The following is a 26076-nucleotide window of genomic DNA, read 5'->3' as shown; positions in this document are numbered from 1 at the left end:
GCTGTGGAGTCTCGCGGACTGGGAAAGATCGCATCGATTACGTCGAAGCGTCGCGTTCCGCGGCGGGCGGAAGGGGGTTCGGCTCGCCGCCGTAGAGGTCGACGCTCCCCGGGCGGTCGCCTGCGGGCACCGGCAGGTCGGCGACGCAAGGGAGCGTCATCAGGTCAGCAGTCATCTTGTGAAAGCGGTTCAGTGGTTCCTCGAATCGGGGGGCCAGCGGTCCGGGCGGCGCTCCGCCCGCTGAAATGCCGCGCTGGGCCCGTTCGCAGATATCGATGTCCTCATCGTTCACCTCGATCCAAAAGCGTCGAGTGATCTCGAACAACTCGCGCAGCTCGGCAGACGGCTCGCCCGCTGTCATCGGACCTGGAGGAAACAGGAACGTGCAGTGCTCGAGGGTGCGACCTGCGCTCAGAGGTTCCAGCATCATCACGAACATGTGGCTCGGCAGCACTGCGAGCGTCACGTTGGGGAACAGGGCTAGGAATCTGCCGCTGGCGGCGTCGGAGTCGTCAAGCCCCGCCGCGGGGGGAAGCTTCAGCCAGTCGTCACGCTCGTCTCCCGACACCGGCGTGGTGGTCTGCCCGCAGTACATGCCCGGTCCTTGGTAGCGGTAGTGGTCTGCCACCCGCGACACCTTGGCCAACTCCGGGTGCACCCAGGCCAGGTGGTAGTACTCGGCGAAATTCTCGGCGAGGAGCTTCCAGTTCGCAGCGACGTCGAACGTGCATGACGCCCCCTCGATCCCCGCCGGTTGCCATGTGTCGAATCGGTACGCGGCCATTCGCTGGGGAAGGTCGCCGAGCCACTCGCCGAGCGGCGGAGTGTCCTCGCAGAGGCAGGCGAACACCACCGGACCCCACGTCTGGGTGCGCACCCGAATCAACCCGTAGTCGGCCATGTCGAAGTCGTCCCTGGGCACCGTGTCGAATAGCGGTGCAGCCACGAGCTGGCCGTCCGCGCTGTAGTGCCAGCGGTGATACGGGCAGCGGATCGTGTTGGCAATGTCGCAATCGGCCTCGGCGAGCTCGGTGCCGCGGTGACGGCAGGAGTTCAGGAAGCCACGCACTCCGGCCTCGGACCGGGTCAGCAGGATGGAGCGTCCGCCGATCGAGCGCACCAGCAGCCGGCCGGGCTGTGCGACCTCTGACGTCAACGCCACTCCCACCCATCCGCGACCGAACAGACGCTCTTGCTCGGCTGCGAAGAAGTTCTCGTCGGCGTACACGGTCGGCTGCATGGCGAACGACGTTTCCACCGGGTTGCGCTGGGGTGCCCAGAATTCGGATCCAGACTGGGTCCAATCAGCCCTCGGCTGTGCCAGATCAGCCTCCGGCTGTGTCCCATCTGCTGCCATGCCGTTGTCTTGCCCCGTTAGCCCTGATTATTCATGAGAATGCCGCGAGTCGTCTTTTGGGCATGCCGGTTGGCCTGATTTGTCGTGTCGAGGTTGTCGGGGTGCGGGCCGGGGCTCGGCCGGGCTGTTTTTGGCTCCGATTTGGGTGTGGGCATGCTGTGGGGCGTGTTCGGGGGCGCGGCGGAGCCGGCCCGCTGGTGCGGGCATCGTCGAGTTCGGGTGCCGCGGCGGGTCAGCGGGGGTGGGCGATGGCGAGCAGGGCTCGGGCGCCGGGGTGTTGTTGGGGGAGCCGCAGCAGGACGCGTCGTGCGCTGTGGCACACGACCGCCGGGAGGTGCCACAGCTGCCAGCGGAGCCGTTTGGGGGCTGCTCGGCGCAGCGTTCCGGTGAGGCAGCGGGTCTGGAACCATCCCACGAGCGCGAGGCCGGTCATGGCCAGGGCCGCCCAGGCGCTGTTGGCGTGCCAGTCGGTGAACGGCATGCGGGCCAGGCCGCTGTCTTTGAGCCGGCAGATGGCGTTCTCGACGTCGGCGTGTGAGCGCATGAGACGGTCGAGCTGGGCTGTGTCGCCGGTCCGGTCGGTGAGGAATCCCCAGTATCGGTAGTTGTCGCTTCCGAACAGGCTGCGCTGCGCGCCGGGATGCAATGGTTCGCGGCGCACTATCAGCCGGGTTCGAGCGGGCCAGCCCGGCAGGTCGACGAGGTCGGTGAGGTCCGCGACCTGAGCGCGGCCGGGCTTGCGCTGGCGGGGCCTCTTGGCGGCGTTGTGCCAGCGGCCCGGGTCGCCCAAAGCGCCGCGGATCGCTGCTTGGATGCCGGGCGTCGAGCGTGCTGACACCATGAACCCGATGTTGCGGTCCCGCAGTCCTTTCGCGAGCTTCGCCGAGCAGCCCGCCGCGTCGATGCGCACCACCAGCGAACGCTGCGCCAGCTCGCTGTCGTCGCCTGGGCGGTGCCCTGCCGCGTCGGGCTCGGGCAGCATCGACACCGCGGCGTCGATGACTTCGAGATGATCGGCGATGTCGTTCGCGGCGGCGTTGCCCGCCCGCTGCTTGACCCACAGCGGCTCCCCGTCCGCGGTCGAGCACACCATCGGATGAAACCCGTAGCCGCCCTTGAAATGCGGCGCTGCGCCCTCTTTGTTCTCCGAGTGGATCTCCACCAATGTCGAGTCGACGTCGAGGACCAGCGGGCGACCACGATCGTGACCGGCCCACAACCCGGAGCGCACCGCTGCCGCTGCGCTCATCAGCGCCGCACCGCCGCCGGGGCCCAGACCGGTGAGAGTGCGATACAGCGTGGAGTCCGACGCCACCTCGCCGAACAGCTCACGCTGAGCGCGCAGATACTCGATATCGGTGCACGCCTCACCGCCGCCCGCCAGCACCAACAACGCATGAACCAAAACCGCGCCGCGGTCATGAACCGGAGCACGCTCCCCGCGTGCGGGCACCGCCGCCGACAGCGCTTCAGTCAGCCCCACACGGTCCGCGAACCGCCCCAGCGCGAACAGGCCCGCACCCCAAACAACCCGGTCCCCGCCGCCTGTCAACTGCGCGTTCGTGACACTGGTAGGTTTCACCTCGGAGATGCCCCCCTGAACTCGCTGATGCTTGACTCAACGCCATGCATCGTCGCAGGTCAGAGGGGCTTTTCCGCGGACCCACACCGCACCGACCCACAGCCCCATGAAGAATCAGGGTTAGTGTGCCCATTCCGAACATTACTGCGCGGACATGGGCGGGATTCTCGGGTCGCAGCGGCGGGAACGCCACGGCCATGATCTTGCGGCGGTCCTTCCCCGGCCGTCTTCCCCGTGCTCATGTGACCGCGCTGACGGACCGCTCGTGCTGAGGTCTCGTCTCTCGGCTCAGCCTCAAGTGTCGTGCTCGGTCTCCGGGCTTCCCGAGCGGCCCGCAGGGCGGATCTCGGCAATGAGATCGCCGGGTTCGAGCAGAGCCCCTGGCGCTGCTGTGATCGCGACGACGGTGCCTGTCACCGGCGCCGAGATCGACGACTCCATCTTCATGGCCTCGATCACCGCGATCACCTCGCCGGTGCTCACCAGGTCGCCCTCGGCCACAGACACATTGATCGAGCCCCGGAACGGTGCCGCCACCTGGCCGGGCACGCTCGGGTCGGCTCGAGCATGGGATGGGCGGTCGGCGGCCACTGTGCGATCCAGCGTGTCGATATCCCGGGGTTGACCGTTCACACGGAAGCTGACCATGCGAATGCCCTCGTCGTTGGGTTCGCTGATGGATCGCAGCCCGAGCAACAGCCGCACACCTGGGCCGAGCGCGACCGCGGTGTCGTCGGCGTGCGGATCCAGCCCGTACCAGAACAGCAGCGACGGCAGCACCGAGAGGTCGCCGTAACGCTCGGTGTTCTCAGTCTGCGCTGCCGACGGCGTCGAGAAGAGCAACCGGTTCAGCGTGCCGGCACGATTACCGGCCAATCCGGCGATGTCGTCGTCGCTGAGATCGGATGTCTTGGGGGCCCAGTCACGGCCTTCGGTGGCTCGGGAGCGGAACGGCTCAGGGAAGCCGCCAGGCGGTGTGCCGAGTTCGCCGTGCAGGAATCCGATGACACTGTCGGGCAGGTCGGCAGCGGCTGGATCGGCCGCCAACTCGTCGGGGGTGACGCCCGCGGCCACCATGTGCAGTGCCAGATCGCCGACAACCTTCGATGACGGCGTGACCTTGATCGGACGGCCCAGCAGTTCGTTGCACGCCGCGTAGAGCCGTTCCACTTCCTCGAACCGGTGACCGATGCCGAGCGCTTTGGCCTGCGATCGCAGGTTGGACAGCTGCCCGCCGGGAATCTCGTGGCGGTACACGGTGCCCGTCGGCGATGGCAGGCCGGCTTCGAACGGCTCATACACGCGGCGAACTGCCTCCCAGTAGGGCTCCATGTCGCCGATGGCGTCGAGGCTGAGGCCGGTCGCTCGCTCGGTGTCGTCGGTCATCGCCACGATCGAGGCAATCGACGGCTGCGATGTCATGCCAGACAGCGGCGGAGCGGCGCCGTCGATGGCATCCACCCCGGCATCGATCGCAGCGAGGTAGGTCGCGAGCTGACCGCCGCCCGTGTCGTGCGTGTGCAGGTGCACCGGCTGGCTGAACCGTTCTCGCAAGGCGCTCACTAGCGTCGTTGCTGCCGGCGGGCGCAGCAGTCCCGCCATGTCCTTGATGCACAGGATGTGGGTGCCGGCACTGTCGAGCTGTTCGGCGACTCCCAAGTAGTAGTCGAGCGTGTACAGGTCCTCGTCCGGGCTTGTCAGATTGCCCGAGTAGCAGATCGTGCCTTCGGCGACCGCTCCCGCGTCGATCACAGCCTCGATAGCGGGTCGCATCTGGTCGATGGAGTTGAACGCATCGAATACCCGGAAAATGTCCATGCCGCACGCAGCCGCTTCAGCCACGAACTCATGGGCCACCGTGTCGGGGTACGGCGAGTAGCCCACCGTGTTGCGACCTCGCAGCAGCATCTGGGTGCAGATGTTGGGCGCCGCGGCGCGGATCCGCCTCAGCCGCTCCCACGGGTCCTCGTGCAGGAACCGCAGTGCCACGTCGAACGTGGCGCCGCCCCAGCACTCGATGCTGAGCAGCTGAGCCGTGTCATGGGCCATCTGGCGGGCGCCGGCCACGAGGTCGATGGTCCGCAGGCGAGTGGCCAGGATGGACTGGTGGGCATCGCGCAGCGTGGTGTCGGTGACTGCCACGGCGCTGGTTGCCCGCAGGTCGGCTGCGAAGCCCGCCGGTCCGAGTTCATCGAGGCGCTGGCGGGATCCCGCTGGCGGTGTACGCGGTGTGACCCCCAGCTTGGTGGCGGGATCGACGTCGGTAGGTGCGGGACCGTGAGGCTGGTGGATGGTCACGTCGGCCAGGTAGCGCAGCAGCCGAGTGGCGCGGTCGGCGCCGACCGAGGCAGCGGTCAACTCCGGTCGATCGTCGATGAATGTGGTCGTGACCGGGCCGGCCCGGAATTGCGAGTCGGCCAGGATCGCTTGGAGGTACGGCTGGTTCGTCGAGACGCCTCGCACCCGGTACTCGGCCAGGGTGCGCTGCATGCGACGGACCACCGTGTCGAAGTCGGGGCCCCGGCAGGTGATCTTCTCGATCATCGAGTCGAAGTGCGGCGTGATCTCGACGCCCTGGTACACGCAGCCGTCGAGGCGCACCCCGGCGCCGCTGGCGGGACGGTAGGCGACGATGCGGCCTGTGTCTGGCCGGAAATCGTTGGCCGGGTTCTCGGCGGTGACCCGGCATTGCATGGCGACGCCGCGCAGGCTGATGCGTTCTTGGCTGAGACGGAGATCGGCAAGGGTGGCACCCGAGGCGATGCGCAATTGCGACTCCACGAGATCGATGTCGGTGACCTCCTCGGTCACCGTGTGCTCGACCTGGATGCGCGGGTTCATCTCGATGAAGACATGGCGCCCACCCGCATCGACCAAGAACTCCACCGTGCCCGCATTGACGTAGCCGATTGCCTCGGCGAAACGGACGGCGTCCGCGAGCAGCTGCTGGCGCACCCCGTCACCGAGGTCGCGGGCTGGAGCCATCTCGACCACCTTCTGGAAGCGCCGCTGGACTGAGCAGTCCCGCTCGAAGAGGTGCACGACGTTGCCGCCGCTGTCGGCCAGGACCTGCGCCTCGATGTGGCGCACGTCGGTCATGGCTTCTTCCAGAAAGACCGTGCCGTCACCGAAGGCGCTGTGGGCCTCGCGGCGTGCGGCCTCGACCGCCTCGGCCAGGTCGTCGGGGCGCTCCACGCGGCGCATGCCCCGGCCTCCGCCTCCCGAGGCCGCCTTGACGAACAGCGGGTAGCCGATCGCGGCTGCCGTGTTCGTGATGTCGGCTGCCACGCCGTCGACTGGAACCGACTGGCGCAGCACCGGAAGGCCGGCCTCCTCGGCTGCCTCGCGCGCCCGCATTTTGTTGCCGGTCAGGCGCAGTACCTCGGCGCTCGGTCCCACGAAGGTCACGCCTGCCGCAGCACATGCGTCGGCAAGCGCTGGGCTCTCAGACAGGAAGCCGTAGCCGGGGTAGATGGCGTCGGCGCCGACCTCGACAGCCGTGGACACGATGGCTTCGTGATCCAGGTAGGCCCGCACCGGCCGACCCTCTTCGCCGATGACGTATGCCTCGTCGGCCTTGATCCGGTGCAGGGCCCCGCTGCGTTCTTCCTCGACGGGAAGGATGGCGACGGTCCGGATGCCGAGCTGAGTGGCCGCCCGGAAGGCGCGGATGGCGATCTCGCCCCGGTTCGCCACCAGGAGCTTCTTCATGACAACCTCCGGCGTTCAGACTTCATGTTCGCGCCTGATTCCAGTCCCAATTCACGTAGATGCAGCAGCAGCGCATGAGTCCGACTCGCCTGATTCATAACGATCTGCGGCGCTCATAAGGGATTCCGTCATGAACGCCGCAGATCGCCAAGAGCTCGTCGGCACCGCAGCCAATAGCAGCTAGCTCGGCATCGCGCTTGTGCCTGTGCGGTGATGTCACGCCTGGAGGGGTCGGTCGCCCTCGCCTAGTTCGGAGAAGCTCGTGATGGACACGTCGCCGTCGGGGAACTCGGCGACGATGCGCAGCCGGCCGCCGACGGCCTCGATGTAGGAACGGAGACTCGAGACGTAGATGTCGGCGCGGCGCTCCAGCTTCGCCACAGCAGGCTGCTGGACATCCAGTACCTCGGCCACGTCCTGCTGCGTCAGCGAACGGGCCCGGCGAAGCTCGTGCAAGGGCATCTCGGCGGCCAGCTCTCGGCTGAGCTTCTCGATGTGGTCGCGCCGTTCGCGCGAGAAGTGCTCGGTGAGCCCCCGGAATGGTCTGTGCCCCGTCATTCGATCAGCCCTTCTTGGCGTAGCTCGTGCAGGTATGCGTCGTAGAGACGATCCGCCAACGGCACCAAGGTCTCGTAGAACCGGCCGTCGCCGGACTTGTCGCCTCCGAGCAGGAGGATCGACATGCGTCGCGGATCAAAGGCGTAGAAGATCCGTATCGGCCGACTAGCGCTCTGCACCCTGAGTTCGCGCATCGCCCCATGACGTGAGCTGCGCACATCCGACGAGTAGGGGAAGGGCAGCTGGGGGCCGTGGGCCTCGAGCAGTTTGACCCTGGCGGCAACCGCATCCTGAACCGTCTCTGCGAGCGTGTTCCACCAAGTTTCGAACTCATCGGTGAACTCGACCTCCCAAGGCACCGGCGCAACGTATGACTATCTTGGCATATAACGCAAATGGAATACAGCAGCGCCGCGGTACGATTACCAACCTCGGAGTGCTAGAAGCAATCCGAGGCGCGCCGTTAACGTTCGATGCCTGACCGCGTGGCTGTTCGACCCCCACGTTCGGCATCTCAAGAGTGGTTCGTTCGGCGCGACGCCGGGCGTGGTGCTGGAAGCTCGGCAGGCCATCCGCACCTACACCGAGGCCAGCCCGATCTGGGCTGGCGCAGCCTGCGAGCCGCTGGGCTGGATCGGTACGGTTGTGCTGTGCTGGCCTCAGGGTGCGCCATTGCGCAAGCGTGTTCGACAGGGCGCCTGACGGCACATCACTGCCAGAGAGGCAATCGATGAGCGCCGCCAACGTCCACGCTCTTGTCGCCTGCACCAGCAGGAAGCGTTACCGGCCAGCGCCTGGTCTCCGGTTGCGAGACCTCGATGGGCAGGCGGCGCAGCGCGCCGCCGAATGGACGAATCGGCTGGAGTCGGCCGAATGTGCTGTCGCAGCGCTGGACCTGTATACGGGCAATTCTTGGTATGTGGCGCGCGACTTGCGAAGCACTCTGGGAGACGATTGCGTGTTGTGGGCCGTCTCCGCAGGTTTCGGCCTTCTCGGATCTGACGATGACATTGCGCCGTATGGGGCGACGCTGACGGGCGGCCACGCCGATTCCGTAGTCCGGCGGGCCGATTCCGGCCAGGCCTCACGTATCGCCCGCGCGTGGTGGCGTGCACTGTGTGACTGGCGGGAACTCAGTTCGGAAAGGAACAGCCATCGGGATGTCGCTTCAGTTGCAGCAAAGCGCTCAGACGATCTGTTTGTTGTATGCGCGGGTCGATCCTACGTGGATGCGATGGCTGACGATCTGGTTCTCACGGCATCCCGACTGGCCGAACCTGAACGCTTGATTATCTTCGGCTCGGGCGAATGCCCCGACGATCGTCTTCAACGCTCGTGGGTGCGTGTGCCGGCACGAGTTCGCCTCGCAGTTGGCGGAGCGCTGAATTCTCTGTTCGTACGAGTGGCTCGTTGCACGCTGGTCGACGATGGCCCGTCGCATGCAGACGTACCCACTGCGCGCGCGGTTGTTGACCGATTAGCAGCTTCAGTAGAGCGACCAGTTGAGGTTCGGCGAGATAGCGCTTCCGACGAGCAGATCGCGACCTGGATCACCGACGAACTACACAAGGAGGAAGAAACCTCGAAGTCCGCGGCACTGCGTAGATTCCGGGACAGCGGACGGGCATGCGAACAGAACCGGTTCGGGCGTTTGTTCGACGAAGTGCAGGTCTCGCTTCGATGAGTCGATTGAAGTTCTATTTTCCTGATAGTCAGGATCAAATAGATCCGAGCTTTGATTTCTATTCCGAGGAACGCTCACCTTTTCGCGTCCGGCAGCGAGATGATCGATACGCTCACGAGGTGCTGTGCCCTGCTCCCTATGACGGTTTACTCGTTTCTAAACCCATTGTGGACGGCATGCCAGGCGTGCCAGGTAAGTACACCGAAGCACAACGGCATCGCTTGTATCGGGAGGGAGTCCGGCGTTTCTTCCGACTTGAGCAGCAGGGCAAGAACCTCGAAATGATGGGTGACTGCGGCGCATTCACCTATGCCCGTGATGATCAGCCTCCGTATTCGGTAGATGAAGTCGTCGATTTTTATCAACGCTGTCGCTTCGATGCAGGCGTTTCGGTTGACCACGTAGTTTTTGGCTATGACCCCCTCATGGATACATCGCCATCAGCCGTGCCCGAGGAATGGACGCGCAGACAGCAGTTGACGCTCTCCCTAGCAGCGGAGTTTCTGCGCCAGCATCGGAGAGAACGATGTGACTTCGAACCAATTGGGGTGGCACATGGATGGAGCCCACAATCATATGCCGCATCAGTAAGGCAGTTGCAGAGCATCGGGTATCGTCGGATAGCAATGGGCGGAATGGTGCCATTGAAAACGCATGCAATAATGGCGATCTTGTCCGATGTCAAGGAAGAGATTCGCTGCGACACGCAACTTCACTTACTGGGCGTCACGAGGCCCGCCTACATGCACCAATTCGCGCAGTGTGGCGTGACCAGCTTTGACAGCACTTCACCCTTCGTGCAAGCGTTTATGGATGAACGAGACAATTATTACACAATCAGTGGTTCGCACGTTGCTATTCGCGTGCCACAGGTTGACGGCAATACGCGCTTGCGTCAGTTGGTAAACGCTGGCGAAGTGGACCAGCGAGTCGCAAGACGACTTGAAGGCGATTGTCTCGCAGAGATCCGCCACTATGCGGCAGGTACAAGTCCCCTGTCAGCAGCAATTGAGGCCATTGGAAGATACTGTGCTTTGATCGGCGACAAGAAGGATCGGATGCCACAATATACAGAAACACTGGAATCTAGAGCTTGGGAAACGTGCAAATGCAACGTGTGCCGCGCAATCGGAGTTGAAGTAGTGCTCTTTCGAGGCGCTGAGCGCAACCGCCGACGCGGTTTTCACAACCTACATGTGTTCGAACAACGCTTAGCGCGGGAGTTGTCACCAGCCACAGGGCAGTCGGTCTGATGGTTCCCACTGAAGTACCTGCTGGCCAGGAGATACTGCGTTTGCCTGCGCTCGAGGTGCAGCAGGCCCCGCAGAGCTGCTTGTATATGTTTGCTGTCGATGGCAAGATGCTGCCCCGCTTCACTACCGTGTCGCGTGTTCGACGTGAAGATGGTGTGCTCGACGGTTACCAGCGACCGGAAATCCTGTCCCATGTAAATGCGATTCGCAGCTACATCGAGTCGGAACAACCCATGATTCCAAACGCGATGGTAGTTGCATTTGATCGGCGCGTACGGTTTGAACCGGACCACAGTTCTTCTGCGTCGAACTCGACAACACGAACAGGCCATCTGGTTATTCCCATCGACGAATCGCAAGCCGACGAAGAGAAACCGGGCTGGGTCGTGGATGGGCAGCAACGTTGGGCTGCGGTGCGCGAGGCCAATGTAGAGACCTTTCCTGTGTGTGTGACGGCATTCGTGACGGAGGATGAAGGGAAGCAGCGAGCACAGTTCATTCTGGTCAATTCAACCAAGCCACTTCCAAAGGGCCTCATCTACGAGTTACTGCCATCAACATCGGGTTCGCTACCGCCGTTGCTGTTGCGCAAGAAGTTCCCGTGTCTCCTGCTCGAACGACTGAATCTCGACGAGGACTCACCTTTCTTCGGGATGATTCGCACTCCCACTACGCCCAAAGGCGTGGTCAAAGACAACTCAGTGCTGCGGATGCTGGAGAATAGTCTGACCGACGGCTGTCTATACCACTATCGCCATTCTGAAGGCATGGGTGGCGATGTAGAGCGCATGCTGAAATTGTTGCGGGATTATTGGTCAGCGGTAAGCGAGGTCTTCTCAGATGCTTGGGGATTGTCGCCGCGGCAGTCGCGTTTGATGCATGGCGCTGGGATTGTCAGTATGGGCTACGTCATGGACGCCATCGCAGAACCAGACATCGATTTGGGTGAGGCGCCCGATCAAGATTTGTTTCGACATGAACTCGAGACTCTACGAAACTGCTGTCAATGGACACAGGGGACTTGGTATTTTACGCCCGATACAGAGCGCAGTTGGAACGATATCCAGAACACGACGCGTGATATACAGTTGCTTAGTCGCTACCTACTCGATCGGTATCGGAGCGCTGTAAGTGATCAAGGGCAACTGTCGGTTTAGCGAATGGAGAAGAAGACTGTCGGCGCGCTAGTTGACACCGGCATGCCCTATGGAATCGGACGAGTCACTGCGATCGACCCCGAATGCGCGAATGTGCAGTTCTTCAAAGGTCCATCTCAGCATCCGTATGTAAGTAGATCGATTGAATGGGCAGCAATAGAATCGGCATCACTGATGCCGCACACTCGGGTGTATCTGCGTGACGACGTCAGATGGAAGATCGGACGTATTGACAGCGAACACCCCGACAGAGATGGACGATACGCGATTAGCTTTCCGAGGCAGGAGGGTGCGATCCTCTCGGTTGAAGACTTCGAGGTGCGTTGGCTGCAGCCTGTCGATGATCCATTCGAATGGCTCGCAGTGCTGGGCGGCGACAATCCCGTCATCTACAGGTCGCGGGTAGACCTCATTGCGCGGTGGCAGCGCCAGTCCGCAGCGGCACGCGGGGTCGAGGACCTGTTCCTGTCGTCTGCGGAACTGCACGACCATCAGATGACGGTGGTGCGAACGGTGTCCGCTGATATGACTCGGCGCTATCTCTTGGCCGACGAAGTGGGCTTGGGCAAGACCATCGAAGCGGGTGCGCTGATCGCACGCTGCGTGCGTGCTGAGCCACGTCAGTCGGTGTTGGTTCTCGCTCCGGAGCACCTGCGCGAACAGTGGGCGAGCGAACTGAGCAGCAAGTTCCACCTCGAAGCTGGCCTCCGCAGCACCGTGATGATCGGGGCCCACGATGACTGGAGTGCATGGCCGCACAGCGGCGTTCACATGCTCGTCGTCGATGAGGCGCATCGCCTGACTCGCCAAGCTGGTGGCTCTGGGGAGAGATTCAGTCGTCTGCGCGAACTGGCTCACGGTGCCGCATCGGTGCTGCTGCTGTCAGCAACGCCGGTGAGGTCGAATGAGATTGCATTCCTTGATCTACTGAACCTGCTGGACCCCGCGAACTACGCGCTTGATGACAGCGAGTCATTTGTCCAGAGGGTGCGGATGCGAGACCAGGTTGCGCTGATGTACCAAGCGCTGGCATACGAACTGGACAGCTTCGATGTCTCGTTGTATGCCGAGCAATTGACAAAGATGCTCCCGCACGATGCCGCGCTGGGTGCGCTCGCACAACGCGCCGTCAAGTGTGCCGACGGCGAGCGCTCACCAGCAGTGCGACGCCTCCGCGACCATCTGTCGCAGACCTACCGATTGCACCACCGTCTGCTGCGCACACGGCGCTCGCGCAAGATCGAAGAGCACTTTGAGGTTCGCGGACGCTGGTGCGCCGAGTCCTTCGTTCTTGAGGTTCCCGACGAGACCGATCGGTTGCGTGGCAGTCTGGCGGACGGGTTCCGCATCTTCTTGGCGGAACAGGCAGAGTCCGGCCTCATTGACAAGGCGCAGGCTGCAGCTGCGTTCGCGAGCATGGCTGAGGCTTGCGGTGCGCCGCCGACGGCACTGCTGAAGCTCGCTGGTGCGGCCCGATCCCCGACGCAGGTATCACCGGATTCGCTGTTGGGCGCGTGGCTCTCTACTCAAGGAGATCACTGGAGACGAGAACTTCAGGCCTATGAGCCCGCAGTGGTCGATCGCCTCGCCGTGGCCCTGGATCGTCTGGCCGTCTCTAAGGACCGCGGCAAAGTCGTGGCGGTGTCCTCGTTCTCGTCGGTTGCCAATGCTGTCGCGGATGCCCTCGTGCGTCGTCGCGGGGGACACCGCGTTGCGGTGCATCTTGATCACCAGTCGCGTGCCGAGCAATTTGAGGCGGTGGAGCGGTGGAGATCACAACCTCATTGTCGGGTGCTCGTATGCGACTCGAGCGCCGAGGAGGGCATCAACCTCCAGGCAGCGAGTGTCGTCGTTCATTTGGACTTGCCGTGGCAAGCCTTTCGAGCAGAACAACGCATCGGGCGATGTGATCGCTTCGTCACGGTCAACGACCTGCCGGTGGAGTCGGTGGTGGTGATGTACGGCGAGCAGGCGCTGGCCCGCAACTGGTTGGTTCATCTGCGTGACGTGTGCGGCGTCTTTGATCAATCGGTGTCGTCGCTCCAGTACGCGCTGGCAGATGAGGAAGCGTCGATGCTGCAGCGAGTGCTGCGCGATGGTGCCGATGCGCTGACCGCAGACGCATCAGAGCGCAAGCAGGCGCTGGCGGAGGAGTCACGGCGCATCGCCGCGCATGATTCGCTCGATGCTGCCGTGGGCGAGCACGGTCACGTGAACAGGCTGGTTCGTTCAGCGGATGCGGACCGCACGATGACGTCTGCGCTGACGACGTGGCTCGAGGGAGTCGGCGCACGGCTGACGAGACCCCACGAAGGCACGCTCCGCATCGCCCGCAAACCACGGCTGCAGGTGCCATTCGAGGTGGAGCGGGCAATGGCGCAGTGGTACGGAGAAGAACTGGCGCTGACGCGCGCGGCTGCTGTATGTCATCACCGCCCAATCGTGCGAGCGGGCCATCGCCTGCTGGACGCCATAGTCGAGCATCTGCGACGCACCGACCGGGGCGTATCGTTCGCGTTCTGGCGGCCGGCAAGTGGGGTCTGGCCTCCGGTACCGCTGTTGCGGACCGATTTTCTCGTCCGAGCGGGGGATAACGCCCGATTGCGGGACGTGGCGGCCGAGGATGGCCTAGCGAATTGGCTGACGGCGACCGTCGAAGCGGCGATGCCACCGGTCGTGGAAGGCGTGGTGGTGCGAGTCGACGGCGCCGAGATGACAGACGCAGAAGGCACGCGCCCCTTCAGCCACACGCGAGGTGATCGCAACCTGATGTCGGATCCCGAGCGGTTTGCGGCGCTGACTGCCCACCTCGACTGGGGAACGATCTGTTCGAGGGGCCTTGAACACGCGAGAGCTGTGCTGCAGCGACGTTCGACTTTCAGCGACGTGCCCATCGTCGCGGCTGCTGCCGTGTCGGAGGCAGTCGAGGATCGGTTGACGGTGGTGCGCGCACGAACGGCTGCAGGCCACAGCGGCGTGGCCAGTCAATGTGCCGGCTTCGAGCGACTGGCCTCCGCGGTACCGGAACGACTTGAGGTCGTCGGGGACGTATTGGGATGTGGCGTGATCCTCTGCGGTGATGCAATCAGAATGCGATCTGTCGGTGCATAGCGTCGCTGCAGCTCAGGAGGCGCTGGAGCGGTGGTCTGACCAGGCTCGCGCTGCACCCTCGGAACGGCTTTCGAGCGCCCTTGCGGGCATTACGACGGGCCGGACAGGTTTGGCGGATATAGCTGTGTTGTTGCGCCAGGTGTTGCGTTGCGACGATGTGAACCGAACTACGGCACTCGATAGCTCACTTGGGGCGGTCGGAGGCCTTCCGACAGCACGCGCATGGCTCGACGTGCCACGCAGTCTGACCTTTGGGCAGGAGTTCGACTGGTCGCTCTTCGGGCTGAGCGCGTCGTACTCGCAGCCCAACGAAAGGACGCGCATCTGGGCCGAGCCGTGGTCACCCGTTTGGCTGGACGGAGCATCCGAGCACCCAGTCGACCACGAAGTCTCAGGCGCAGCGCAGGTCCGACTCGACGAGTCGGTACGCGCCGACCCTTTCCTGCAACTGCTCGACAGTGACTTCAAGACTTACCGCTCACCCGGGCAGCGGAACGCGGTACGCAGCGCTTTGGTAGCGCCACCTGGGAGCACCTTGGTCGTGAACCTGCCCACGGGAGGTGGCAAGACGCTGGCATTGCTGGCGACCGCGGTACATGCGGCGCAACGCGGTCAGACATCGGCGGTTGTGGTGCCAACGGTGGCGCTCGCGCTCGACCAACAGCATCGCTACGAGCAGCAGCACCCTTCGGCACCGCCCACGGCGTACTACGGTGATCTGCCTCCTCAGGACAAGCGGGCGTTCCGGGACCGGTTGCGCAACGGTGACCAACCAATTCTGTTCACGAATCCTGAAGCGCTGGTGACATCGTTGGCAGACGCGCTCATCGGCCTGGCCCAAGGCGGTCGGCTCGCTGTGCTAGCGGTGGACGAAGCGCACATCGTGGCGTCCTGGGGAGACGACTTCCGCCCGCATTTCCAGTTGCTCGCAGGCTTGCGGAACCGCCTCGTTAAAGAAGCCCAGGCAGGCGGCCATCCACCGGCGCGAACGGTGCTTGCCAGTGCCACCATCACCGAGTCGACTATGCGCCTGTTGGAGTCGCTGTTTGGACAGCCAGGCCCGTTCCTGCAGGTCGCAGCACCCGTCGTGCGGGCCGAACCCGTCTATTGGGCAGCACGGACTGCGTCGGCAAGTGCCCGTACCGACCGTGTGCTGGAAGCTCTGCGGCACTTGCCTCGCCCAGCGATCGTCTACACCACCTTGCGGGACGAGGGCGCCGCACGGCCGGGGGCACTGACGCCTCGCCGTCTAGAGAGACTCAGTCTGCAGCACGGCTTCAAGCGCACGGCTGTGGTGGACGGGGGGTCGCCATCGTCTCACCGTGAGCACGTGTTGCGAGCCCTACGCGACGATTCGCCGGAACCGGCATCCGTCGATGTGGTGTTCGCCACATCGGCGTTCGGCTTAGGAATCGATATTCCTGACATCCGTACGGTGGTGCATGCGTGCATGCCGGAGACATTGGACCGGTACTACCAAGAGGTAGGGCGCGGCGGGCGTGACGGCCGTCCGGTGGTGTCCTTGGTGCTACCCACCGAGGCTGACCGCGAAGTGGGTGCACGAATGGCGTCACCGAACATCTTGACTGTCGAGAAGGCTCGCGACAGATGGAACAAGATGGCGGCCGCCGCGGTTTCGCGCGACAACAACGTGCTGCGAGTACCCACGACGGCCGTGCCTGGCAATGTGTCGAAGCACAGCGACTACAACGAGTCATGGAATCTTGCGGCGCTGAGCCTGATGGTGCGAGCGGGTGCGCTGGAATGGGAATTCAGTGCCGTCGACGCTGTCGGCGGCGAGGACGGGAAGACTGGCCAAGCGCAGGGTTGGTTGCCGGTCCGGTTGTTGCGCGGCGACCATCAAACCGACGGATTCTGGCAGGTCACCGTGGAGACGATTCGGCAGGAGCGGCTGTCAGTAGGACGTGATGGATGGGCCGGCCTCGTGGCGGCGTTGTCGGGCGATCACTGCACGGGCGAGTTGATTGCGAGGAACTACACCATCGAGTCACCGGATGAACTGGCAACGGCGTGCGGTTGGAGTTGCGGCAGGTGTCTTTCTTGCCGGCGCACCGGGCGTCGCCATACGCCGCCGACATCGACAATTGCTCGGGCGATCCGCATCCGCCATCCGGGTTCGAGACTGAGCGATCTGGCGTCGCCCGGACGATATGGTCCTCGGCTGATCGTCTGGGCTGATTCTGCTGAGCTTGAGTCGCCGCGCAAGCTCAGGCGGATTGTCGGGAGACTGGCTACCGCAGCGGGCATCGGCCTGGCCGTAGTGCCAACTGGCCGCGCCGACGAGTTGGCTGACGCCGTCTCGCAGGTGTCGTCAACTCAGTGGCCCGTGGCGGTCAGCACCGACGACGACTTTGAGCCGCTGTGGGAAGTCGGCGTACCGACGCTGCTGATTTGCAACAGCGAGACCGTGCCCCAAGCTTGGTTGGATGGGAGCGATCGGTCCGATCTATACGTGGTGCTCGGTCGCCGGAACGCGCGGGCTGGCCGAACCGGTCTGCAGTTGCACGAGTGTGACGGCGCGCGATCGGTGTCAGAGATAGAACGACTGCTGTAGGAGGCGAGAACGTGGCCCTGCTGAATCCCCCCGCACTGCGCGTGAGCGTCTTGGTGATCATCACTGGCCATTTGGCGGCGTGTCGCGGGCAGCGTGAGCGGCGGGAGCGATTGCTGGATGTCGTGGCACCTGCTGGCCTGTCGAAGGATGGCAAGCACCAGGACGATGTCGCATTCAACCTGACCTGTGCGCGTGAGTTGGGCCTTGTCACCAATGAGGGTGGCGACATTCGGTTGGTACCCGAGGCGCGGAAGCCAGCGGGCGACAGCGCGGAGGCGATGGTCTCGCACATTCGTCGTCGCGTGTTGGCGCCGGAACTCAACACGGCCGACTGGGGCAGCCAGAAAGGCGCCCGCGACCTGACGAACGCGTTGGCTTGGTTTCTGCAGTTTCCCGCCTCAGCCGCACCAACGGGTTATGAGGGCGGCAAACGCAACGCCGCCGAGTTGCAGACGGCCGATTTTGGCAGGCGTCACTCTGCTGGCAGCGACGCTGATGATGAAGAGAGTGATGGCACGGCCGGTTGGCCCATCGCCAACAACGAACGTTGGGGGACGTTTCGCCGCTGGGCCTGCTCGCTCGGCTTTTGCTGGCTGTCGCCTTCGGGTGACCTGATACCGGACCCGACGCGTGCGGTACGCGATGTGCTTGCGGACGTCTTCGAGGGGGCGAAGGTGCTCGACGGCCCGGCGTTTGTTCACGCGCTGGGTCGGTGTTTCCCCGTAATGGAGACCGGCGAGTACAGAGATTTCGTCAATGCCCACCGAGTTGACCCGCCTGAGGGCGACGGGAGGCTCAGCTTCGCCACCTCCGAAGTCTTGAAGCGGCTCGGATCAGAGGGTCGTATCCGGTTGGAGGACCACGCTGATGCAGAGAAGCTGACCCTGTCTGACGGCACGACCGTTTCGCACATCAGCTTGGAAGCAATGTCGTGAGTGATTTCGTCAATTTCGTGTGCTGGTCGGACGCCGCTGTTTTGGCATCTGCGCCTCGAGATGCCGCAGCGCTTCAACCGGGCCACTTTCGGGCTGTCCATCACCCACTGCGGGCTAGGCGCGGGCGGATCGAAATGGGAAGGGTGCCAGAAGGCCTGCTGGTCGAGGAGCACGAGGTGGTCGATGCGTTGCGCGGCGCTATCGGCCCGGATGGCTATCGGCTCATACCGGTCGTCGGTGGATCTGGCACCGGCAAGTCGCACCTGGTCCGCTGGGTGTACGAGCAGACTCGTGACACTTCGGAGTGGGTTACCCGTTATCTCCCCAAGAATCAGACCAGTATTCGGCGCGTAGTGGAACTCGTAATTGCGGGGATGCAAGGGCCGATAATTGATGCAGCGCGTGAGGCATTAGAGCTCGCGCCCGCGCATTCCGAGAGTGACACGACGCTCGGGCAAAGACTGCTGGATGAACTCGCGCTGATCGTTGCAGAGGAACGGACCGATCAAACCAATCTAGACCCGCACGATGCCCAGTTGCGAGACAAACTTCGTGCAACTCTGCCAGATGTATTTCACGACCCGATAGTCCGGCAGCGGTTCACTTCCCCGGGTGCTGTCATCCCGCGCTTGATCGGACTCGCGCAAAGCGGGCGACAAGATGACGACGGTCTCGATGACGATGCCGTGCATATTGCAGGAAGCGACCTGCCATTGGCGTTTGACGATATCGGCAACGTAACTCCTACCGCGAGAACCACGCTCTTGAGCATGGGCAACCTACCTGATATGCGTCGCGTGGCATTGGAGATTATCAATGATGCGTTGCCGCAGGCCGTCAAGCGAGTGTTCCTGTCGAACAATATTGATCTTGTTGCAGTATTCCGAGATGTTCGGCGAGCGATACGCCAACAAGGCAAACAGCTGGTACTGTTCATTGAAGATCTTACGGTGCTGCACGGTGTCGAACGAGAGTTTCTCGACGCGATAGTGGAGCCGGCGTCGTCTACTGGCGAGGAACTCTGCAACTTGAGAGTTTTCTTTGCTATTACCCAGGGTCACTTTGACAACCTTGACACCGTGCGCACGCGCTGTGATGACGCGTACTGGCTGGATTTCACCTACGGGTCTGACGGAATCGAACCAGTTGAAGTTCTCTCGTTCTTGGGCCGCTACCTTAATGCATGCCGAATGGACCCTGAGAAGTTGGAGGCTGATTGGGCGCGGCACACTGATACTGTCCCGCTGGCGAACGCATGCCATACATGCGGCCACCATGAGATATGCCATGCAGGTTTTGGGGCGAGCAGCGAGGGTTACGGATTGTACCCGTTCAATCAGATCGCCATTGACCGACTGGTCGGTTGTCTCTCGACACAGCGATTTGATCCTCGCCAAGTGGTCAAGGTGATAGTCGAGAAATTCCTGCCGCTCAGTAGGGTGGAATTGAGGTCCGGATCGTTTCCCTCCGAAGAACTGTTGGCCGATTTCAATAGCAGCAGCACGCCAGTGCGTTCAGAAATAGTGCAGCGCCTGCGGTCTGAGTACGGTGGCGAAGCAGAAAAATATGCCACGTTACTGCGCTACTGGGCGGAAGATCGAGTTGAAACTGAGTCTATGGTACTCAATGCCTTCGGCTTAGCAGCGCCCCTAAGTCACCCAGAAGTGCGCAGCAAGCGGCGAAAAACAGCCCCGAAACCCAGTACTGAAGCGGGTACAGACCGTAGTAGATCGGACAGGCCGAGCCTCGAGATACTCGAGGAACGACTGAAGCCGAACAGGTTGCGTGCATATCAAGAATTAGAGGCCTGGAGCGGTCAGCAGAAAGACCTCAGTCTTGGAGTTACGAATGATCTGAAGAAGTTCATCCACAGTGCTGTCTTGAATGCGGTAGGATTTCACGGGGTACCATTTCACCTCGGTGGTGAACTAGTCGACCAGCACTTCAAGCATGAACGCGCCATCTACATCGAGGGAGCGCTGACTGCGCAAGGAGACCCAGCGGAGGCGATCATCAGGGTGAGGCGCAACGCAGCGACGGCGGTCGCTCTCACTGGACTGATCGTTCATGGCGCAGATCTTCAAGCGGACGACCCGTACGATGACGAGCGCCGTCGCGCCTTAGCACAGCATCTCGAAGAATGGACCGAGTCCACAACAACCGCGCTACACAGAATCGCTGCGTCGGAATCGCCCGCGGCTGTGGAGGGTCTCTTGGTGGCGTCGCTCATGCTCGGATACTGTGCTGGCGCCCGACGATCAAGTGATTACTTGAGTCTCATGTTTTGCGAACCGCTGGAGTCCACTGATCGTGACCGTCGTTCGCCTGAGTGGGTGAAGGCAATCGCCAAAGCTGAAGAAGAATACTTGAGGCTGCGGCCAGTGGTAGAAGCCTGTTTTGGCGAATCTCGTGGGACAACAGGTGCGGTCCGAGCATTGCGAGCAGATCGAATGTTGCCGCATGTCCAGAAGGTGGTGGAACGACTGGAGGGCGGAGACATGACCTCATCGGATGCAGCAGTCTCCCGATTACTACGAGCAGTCAGTCGCGCGATCGACGTGGAATGGGAACACCTGTGTGACAATGTGAAGGGTGCCGCGCCGATGCTCGAGGGTGACCAGTCACTTGAGCAGCAGGCGGAACTGGTGAACGAACTCCATGTCGCAGCGCTGCGAGCGGGCCACTTCGAAGATCTTGACGCTCTCGCCGATATCGGGATACTCAACGCCGAGTCTGACCAAGTGTTGCGTTCACTTCGTGATGCCACCAAAACGATCGAAGCCGAGTGCACTTTCACAAAACGCATTCAGATCCTCTCCGGAGAGAAGCCGAGCGACGTGAGTGTCGCGCGTCAATTCGTCAAGCGAGCGATACGTATGATGAACACGATCGAGAGAAGTCTGTCCACACGATCAACTGATTCAGATGTTTCCGATGATCTGACAACGATCGTTGCGGCCATAGAACAAGAACTGGCGAGCCTGCTCAACGCTGCCAGCGATATCACGCAATGAACATCTATGAGCGTGCTGGCTCGCTGAAGCTACGTGTTGAGGCTTCGCAGATTGACGATCAACACTTGGAATTACAGCAGCAGGCATCGGAGCTTCTGTCGCAACTGCGTGATCGTGTTGTCTTCCTCGAAATGTTTGCCATGCTGAGCGATGTGCTCGGACTGGACGAACGGCCGAAGTTGGACAAGGCACGCCTCCACCAAGCGGTCGACGGCTTCAGATCAGCACTGACGCAGCACAACGCTGCCGCCGTGCAGCAACAACCTGCTGTGACTCTGCTCAGTTCGGCACAGAAGATTGAAGAAAGCCTTGCGAGGTGGGCACTATCGGCGTGGAAGGCCGAATTTGAAGATTTGTCGGCGCTGATCGGCGAGGACGGCCTGCAGGGCTTGGCCGGGCCTCCGGTCAAAGTAGCCCGAGCGAGGCGCATTGCGTCTCAGATCCAGACTGCAATCGGCAGGAACCCGATGCGTGATCTCGGATCGATACAGACAGGACTCGAAGCTGACGGCCTTGAGGCTTGCGTGGTGCGGATACGGGAACTCGGCGGTGAACTGCGATCAGTGCTCGAAGAACTGAAGCGAGCGCAAGCGGAGTTACCGCCCCAAGTGCAGATGGTGCTCGAACGAACGGCTTCCAAGGACGGCTTTCCCTTGGAAGACTTGACTGAGGAAATGCTGACCTCATTGCGAGAGGCGGGCGTGCTGGGCGAATTCGTGGTCCGTCGGTACTGATGAGGCAGTGCAGATGACCAGTGAGCGCTTGTTGGCCGTTCTCAGTGATCTGGAAGCCAGTGAGTTGCCGCTGCTGTCGTGGGGCGTGACGACCGGATCGTTGGCCGAGGATGAACTGCTCAACCTGCTCGAGAAGTTCGATCCCTCCGTTGATCCCGAGGACCTTCTCGACGAGTTGGAACGCTCAGGCTTGGTATTCGGACACGGGATGATCCACGCGCAATATCGCACGCGCATGGCTGAGACTGTGCGCTTGGCCGCCAGTTTGCGACAGTGGTTCCACGGACGCGACTGGCGCAACGCGCCGAGCCTTGTGTCGGATCTGAGGTTCTTGTCTCGTGCCCGGTCGGTGCCGAGACGCGAACTCAGTGTGGACAGCGCTGTGAGCCGACTGGCTGGTCGGCTCGTAGATGCTTGGCGGCCTGAGCATGAACGAGTCGTCCGGGCGATCTTCGGCAATCGCCACGCGTCGGAATTCCAACTGGAGGCGGCCGCGGGGCTCTTGGCACGCGCCGGTCGGCGCGGGGGCACCTGTATTGCTGCTGGTACGGGTGCTGGCAAGACGTTGGCGTTCTATGTGCCCGCACTCGCACACATAGTTGCCAACCCTCGACCCGTCGGTGTGCCGCGCGTCGTGGCCATCTATCCGCGTGTGGAGTTGCTGCGTGACCAGTTGCGCGCATGCTTGGAGACCATCGCTGCACTCGATGAGTCAGACGCGGGGCAGATAAACGTCGGGGTGCTCTACGGCGCAACACCCGACGGCCGTAACGATGCGCGGCGGAACCCTAGACGACAGTGGAAAATCCGCGAGGGCGGCTTGGTGGCACCGTTCTTGAAGTGCCTCCGTGATGGCTGCGACGGCGAACTTGTGTGGCCCGAGACGGACAAGCGGGGCCGTTTGCTCCGCTGTGTCAAGTGCTCTGCTGACGTGACACGTCTGGTGTTCACTCGCAACGAACTTCAATCACGGCCTCCGGAAATCCTGTTCACCACCACGGAGATGGTCAACAGGAACCTTGGCGACACCCGCCGCCGCAAACTGTTCGTGGGAGATGCGCGCCGCTCACCGGAGTTCGTGTTGCTGGACGAAATGCACACCTACTCCAGCACCCATGGCGCACAAGTGGCAAACCTGATCCGGCGCTGGCTTGCAGCGATGGAGGATCCCGGACATGTCGTGGGCCTGTCGGCCACGCTGGCCGATCCCGCCGGCTTCTTCGCTGAGCTCATCGGGGCTGAGGCAGGCAATGTCCACGTCGTGCGCCCGGCCGAGGATCAGATGCAGGAGGCGGGGCGCGAGTACCTGTTGGCGCTGCGAGGTGACCCCGCATCGCAGACAGCGCTGCTGTCCACGACGATTCAAGTCACGATGCTGCTGCGCCGAATGCTTGACCGCTCGCCCGGGCAGCCGAGTTCGGGTGCGTTCGGCTCGCGCGTCTTCGTCTTCACCGATCATCTCGATGTGGTCAACCGCCTGTATTCGCAGTTGACCGATGCTGAGGGCTGGACCGCGAATGGCGTTGACCGCAAGGCTCGCGGTAGCTTGGCGCTGCTGCGATCAAGCGAAGGCGCAGACGGCGGCCGCTACGACGAAGGCCAGATGTGGTCGGCGGCGGAGGCACTCAAGACGCTCGACAAGTTGGTGCAGGTGGGGCGAACCACCTCGCAGGATTCCGGGGTGGACCAGGACAGCGATGTCGTAGTGGCGACGGCGTCGCTGGAGGTCGGTTTCGACGACCCTGAAGTGGGTGCCGTGATACAGCACAAGGCACCTCGCGATGGCGCACAGTTCCTGCAACGTCGCGGACGGGCCGGACGCGACCCGTCAATGCGTCCGTGGACTGCCGTGGTGCTGTCGGACTACGGACGGGACCGTTTGGCCTTCGAGTCCTACGAGGCGCTGTTCGACCCTCGACTCGAGTCGGTGCGCCTGCCGCTGCGAAACCGTGTCATCCTCAAGATGCAGGCCACCTGGTGGCTGCTGGACCATCTGTCGATGGCCTGCGGCGGCGTGGCGATCCGCAACCTGCTCAAGCATGGGCCTAGCGATTCGAAAGCCAGCCAGGCAGAGCGAGTGCTTCGCGAGGCACGCGATCTCCTGAAGCCGGATCGAATCGAGCAGATGGGCAGGGAACTGGGCCGCGCGCTGCGCTTGGACGATGCCGAGGTGCAAGCGGTGCTATGGGATCACCCCCGCGCGATCGTCACGACCGTGCTGCCCACGATCATTCGACGCCTTCAGGCTGCACTCCATCCCGCTGGCGACACGCACGGCCGGCAAGCGACCGATCCGATGAACGACTTCTTGCCGCAAGCCCTGTTCTCGAAGCTCCAGACACCGGAGGTGCAGCTGCGGCGACGAGAAGAGAATGGGGAATCAGGCGAGGTCGGCACTGTGCCGATCGCACAGGCGATGCGAGAGCACGCACCTGGACGCGTGAGTTATCGCTACGCACTGCGGGGCCGCTTCCAGCGCCTGTGGGTCAAGCCGCCTCCCTCCGCGGAACGCTCATTGCCCGTCGAGGACTTCTGCGGCGACTGGTTTGAGGTGGATGACGCGCCGGGCGTGAAGCACGCGATCGTGCAGCCGCGGGAGATCGCTTTGACGACGCCTGCGGGCAACACACCTGACACTGCCTACGGACGTTGGCACTGGAAGGTGGCATTTCAGGCCCATGGAACTCCCGCGGTCCTCGACATGCCCGAAGGGAACCAATGGGCACAGCATGTCGCTCGAGTGGAAGCGCACACTCACCGTGGCCGCTCGCCGTTGACCGTCTGGCGATACGGGTGCACATTCGAAGTCGAGCGACGAGACCCAGCCCAGGTTGCTCCCACGAAGCACTCAGTCACCGTCGACGGCAGTGATGCCGCGGTCGGGTTCGCCATGGATGTGGACGCTGTGCGAGTGAGGCTTCGGCTGCCGTCTGAGATGCCGCATGGCGGCGACCTTGGGCTTGATCGGGCGCTCCGCACCGCATTCTTCGAGCACTTGGTATGCACAGACCCAGCCATCATTGCCGGTGCACCGTCTGTGTTTCTCCGGAAATGGCTGGTGCAGTTGGCTGTCTCGGCGGTGGTTACTGCGAGCGCGGGCAGTGGCCCAGCCAAGCTTCGCCTGCCACAGGCGCGGCGACTTCGATCATCGATGACAGAAGCGGCGCGTTCGGTATTCGGCGCTGTCTATGCCCCGGAGTACTCGGATTCCGATGACGAAGCAGCCGCAGGAGGGACTGAGAACGGCACTGAATCGGTGGACAATGCGCCGCGCTTGGTCGCCGATGTCGAATCGGCGCTCGATGATGCGGCGTTGCTGGCGAGACTGTGCCAACACCTCGCGGCGCTCGCTCGACCGGTGCCCGCCACCGCTCTGACATGGGTGCAGGGCCGGTTCGCATCCACAGTGGCTGCCGGACTCATAGAAGCGATGCAGGCGACATGCCCAGACCTCGATGTGGAAGACCTGCGGCCTGATCTGGACCTTGAGGCGGGGCGGGCAGATGAACCGATTGCCGAGATCACCATCTCCGAGGATCAGCCCGGCGGCACTGGGGTCATCGAAGCGGTGGTGGATCGCATCAACGAGGATCCGCGCAGCTTCTGGGCGGTGGTCTCGAGCATCCTCGGGCCGAGTGAAGGTGAGCGTGTCGACTCGAACCTGCGTCTCTTTCTCGAAGAACGGCGCCGAGGCGGGTTCCGAGAGGAGATTGGCAGCATCCGCAGCGCCGACGGTCTCCGGTCGGTGACTGAGGCATGGGCGAGTCTGCGGTTGGCGCTCTTCGCGCACGGTATCGATGTCGACCAGTCGACTCTGGGGGCGCTGGCAACGCGGCTACTGCGCCCCGGCAGTGACGAAGCGGTGGAACGCCTGTGCACGGACCTTCTGGAAAGGTGGGATCGTCTTGAGTCGGACCTCGGGATCGAGATCGAGCTGCGAGTATTCGCCTTCTTGGCGGCTCAGGAGCGCAACGTTCGGGTCGCGCTCGCCTCGATTGTCACCGGAGGCTCCGATGGCGACGACTGGGCCGTTGGCCAGTTGGTGGGGCTGTTGTGGCCACGCGGTGGACGGCTTCGTGCAGCCAGCCTCGCGGCGTACAGCCCGTACATGGAACTGCCCTCGACCGAGCGTCTGCTGGTGGAGCATTTGGTGGTGGTATCGCCACCAGCAGTCGATTTCGACGAGGAATCATGGCGGGATCGGCTGGATGGCCACCTGCGGAAACTCGGCGCAGCCGTAGTGCACTGTGCCGACGATCAAGGTGCGGCGCAAGCCATCGGTCAGTTGATGGCTGCGCCGACGGTGGTCGGCGTGCTCGAGTTCTATCCGCGGGTGGTGGGAGTCGAGCGCTCGGCCGCCGGTGTGCGGCTGATGGTCGACCTGCGGGAGGCGCAGCAATGACCG

Annotated in this window: 14 protein-coding genes; 9 read left to right on the top strand and 5 right to left on the bottom strand. The window is 63.0% G+C overall.

Annotated elements, in window-relative coordinates:
* Positions 1-37 precede the first annotated feature (37 nt).
* The 5 genes from ACOOF5_RS03390 to ACOOF5_RS03370 all read right to left on the bottom strand — a co-directional run bounded on the left by ACOOF5_RS03390 (position 38) and on the right by ACOOF5_RS03370 (position 7567).
* Positions 38-1357 carry an aromatic ring-hydroxylating oxygenase subunit alpha gene (locus ACOOF5_RS03390; protein WP_420436627.1) on the bottom strand — a complete coding sequence of 440 codons (1320 nt, stop codon included), beginning with the start codon at positions 1355-1357 and terminating at the stop codon, positions 38-40.
* A 232-nt stretch (positions 1358-1589) separates the two neighbouring features.
* On the bottom strand, positions 1590-2939 hold the full coding sequence (locus ACOOF5_RS03385) for an IS1380 family transposase (protein ID WP_420436225.1): 1350 nt from the start codon (positions 2937-2939) through the stop codon (positions 1590-1592).
* Positions 2940-3233: 294 nt separating this feature from the next.
* On the bottom strand, positions 3234-6650 hold the full coding sequence (locus tag ACOOF5_RS03380; RefSeq protein ID WP_420436625.1) for a pyruvate carboxylase: 3417 nt from the start codon (positions 6648-6650) through the stop codon (positions 3234-3236).
* 216 nt (positions 6651-6866) lie between these two features.
* A complete protein-coding gene (locus ACOOF5_RS03375) occupies positions 6867-7208 on the bottom strand; it encodes an XRE family transcriptional regulator (RefSeq protein WP_420436623.1) in 342 nt (113 codons plus the stop codon).
* Positions 7205-7567 carry a type II toxin-antitoxin system RelE/ParE family toxin gene (locus tag ACOOF5_RS03370; RefSeq protein ID WP_420436621.1) on the bottom strand — a complete coding sequence of 121 codons (363 nt, stop codon included), beginning with the start codon at positions 7565-7567 and terminating at the stop codon, positions 7205-7207. The genes ACOOF5_RS03375 and ACOOF5_RS03370 overlap by 4 nt, the downstream gene beginning before the upstream one ends.
* 371 nt (positions 7568-7938) lie before the next feature.
* Between ACOOF5_RS03370 and ACOOF5_RS03365 the strand changes: the two genes are divergently transcribed.
* Genes ACOOF5_RS03365 through dpdJ form a run of 9 tightly spaced genes read left to right on the top strand, consistent with a single transcriptional unit; the run spans position 7939 to position 26073 of the window.
* Positions 7939-8892, top strand: a complete 954-nt coding sequence (locus tag ACOOF5_RS03365) for a hypothetical protein (RefSeq protein ID WP_420436619.1) — start codon at positions 7939-7941, stop codon at positions 8890-8892.
* Positions 8889-10145 (top strand): tRNA-guanine transglycosylase DpdA, encoded by a 1257-nt coding sequence (dpdA, locus tag ACOOF5_RS03360; RefSeq protein WP_420436617.1) that lies wholly within the window; start codon positions 8889-8891, stop codon positions 10143-10145. Before ACOOF5_RS03365 ends, dpdA begins: the two co-directional genes overlap by 4 nt.
* On the top strand, positions 10145-11302 hold the full coding sequence (gene dbpB / locus ACOOF5_RS03355) for a DGQHR domain-containing protein DpdB (protein WP_420436615.1): 1158 nt from the start codon (positions 10145-10147) through the stop codon (positions 11300-11302). The genes dpdA and dbpB overlap by 1 nt, the downstream gene beginning before the upstream one ends.
* A gap of 3 nt (positions 11303-11305) precedes the next feature.
* Complete coding sequence (gene dpdE, locus ACOOF5_RS03350) at positions 11306-14413, top strand: protein DpdE (protein ID WP_420436613.1); 3108 nt, start codon at positions 11306-11308, stop codon at positions 14411-14413.
* Complete coding sequence (gene dpdF / locus ACOOF5_RS03345; RefSeq protein ID WP_420436611.1) at positions 14382-16988, top strand: protein DpdF; 2607 nt, start codon at positions 14382-14384, stop codon at positions 16986-16988. The genes dpdE and dpdF overlap by 32 nt, the downstream gene beginning before the upstream one ends.
* A gap of 11 nt (positions 16989-16999) precedes the next feature.
* A complete protein-coding gene (gene dpdG, locus ACOOF5_RS03340; RefSeq protein WP_420436609.1) occupies positions 17000-17923 on the top strand; it encodes a protein DpdG in 924 nt (307 codons plus the stop codon).
* On the top strand, positions 17920-20937 hold the full coding sequence (gene dpdH / locus ACOOF5_RS03335) for a protein DpdH (protein WP_420436607.1): 3018 nt from the start codon (positions 17920-17922) through the stop codon (positions 20935-20937). Before dpdG ends, dpdH begins: the two co-directional genes overlap by 4 nt.
* Positions 20934-21671 (top strand): hypothetical protein, encoded by a 738-nt coding sequence (locus tag ACOOF5_RS03330; RefSeq protein WP_420436605.1) that lies wholly within the window; start codon positions 20934-20936, stop codon positions 21669-21671. Before dpdH ends, ACOOF5_RS03330 begins: the two co-directional genes overlap by 4 nt.
* Positions 21672-21684: 13 nt before the next feature.
* Positions 21685-26073, top strand: coding sequence for a protein DpdJ (gene dpdJ / locus ACOOF5_RS03325; RefSeq protein ID WP_420436603.1), 4389 nt, complete (start codon positions 21685-21687; stop codon positions 26071-26073).
* Positions 26074-26076 lie beyond the last annotated feature (3 nt).

This window comes from Candidatus Poriferisodalis sp. (assembly GCF_965214215.1).
Taxonomy (GTDB): Bacteria; Actinomycetota; Acidimicrobiia; order Acidimicrobiales; family Poriferisodalaceae; genus Poriferisodalis.
The sequence above is the reverse complement of the archived record's forward strand: the minus strand, read 5'-3'. Positions and strand labels throughout refer to the sequence as shown.

Excerpts from the sequence above, each read along its gene's own strand:
- dpdF (WP_420436611.1), top strand. The coding sequence starts at position 14,382 with ATGCAATCAGAATGCGATCTGTCGGTGCATAGCGTCGCTGCAGCTCAG.
- dpdJ (WP_420436603.1), top strand. The coding sequence starts at position 21,685 with ATGACCAGTGAGCGCTTGTTGGCCGTTCTCAGTGATCTGGAAGCCAGT.
- ACOOF5_RS03390 (WP_420436627.1), bottom strand. The coding sequence starts at position 1,357 with ATGGCAGCAGATGGGACACAGCCGGAGGCTGATCTGGCACAGCCGAGG.
- ACOOF5_RS03380 (WP_420436625.1), bottom strand. The coding sequence starts at position 6,650 with ATGAAGAAGCTCCTGGTGGCGAACCGGGGCGAGATCGCCATCCGCGCC.
- ACOOF5_RS03330 (WP_420436605.1), top strand. The coding sequence starts at position 20,934 with ATGAACATCTATGAGCGTGCTGGCTCGCTGAAGCTACGTGTTGAGGCT.
- ACOOF5_RS03365 (WP_420436619.1), top strand. The coding sequence starts at position 7,939 with ATGAGCGCCGCCAACGTCCACGCTCTTGTCGCCTGCACCAGCAGGAAG.
- dpdE (WP_420436613.1), top strand. The coding sequence starts at position 11,306 with ATGGAGAAGAAGACTGTCGGCGCGCTAGTTGACACCGGCATGCCCTAT.
- ACOOF5_RS03375 (WP_420436623.1), bottom strand. The coding sequence starts at position 7,208 with ATGACGGGGCACAGACCATTCCGGGGGCTCACCGAGCACTTCTCGCGC.
- dpdA (WP_420436617.1), top strand. The coding sequence starts at position 8,889 with ATGAGTCGATTGAAGTTCTATTTTCCTGATAGTCAGGATCAAATAGAT.
- dbpB (WP_420436615.1), top strand. The coding sequence starts at position 10,145 with ATGGTTCCCACTGAAGTACCTGCTGGCCAGGAGATACTGCGTTTGCCT.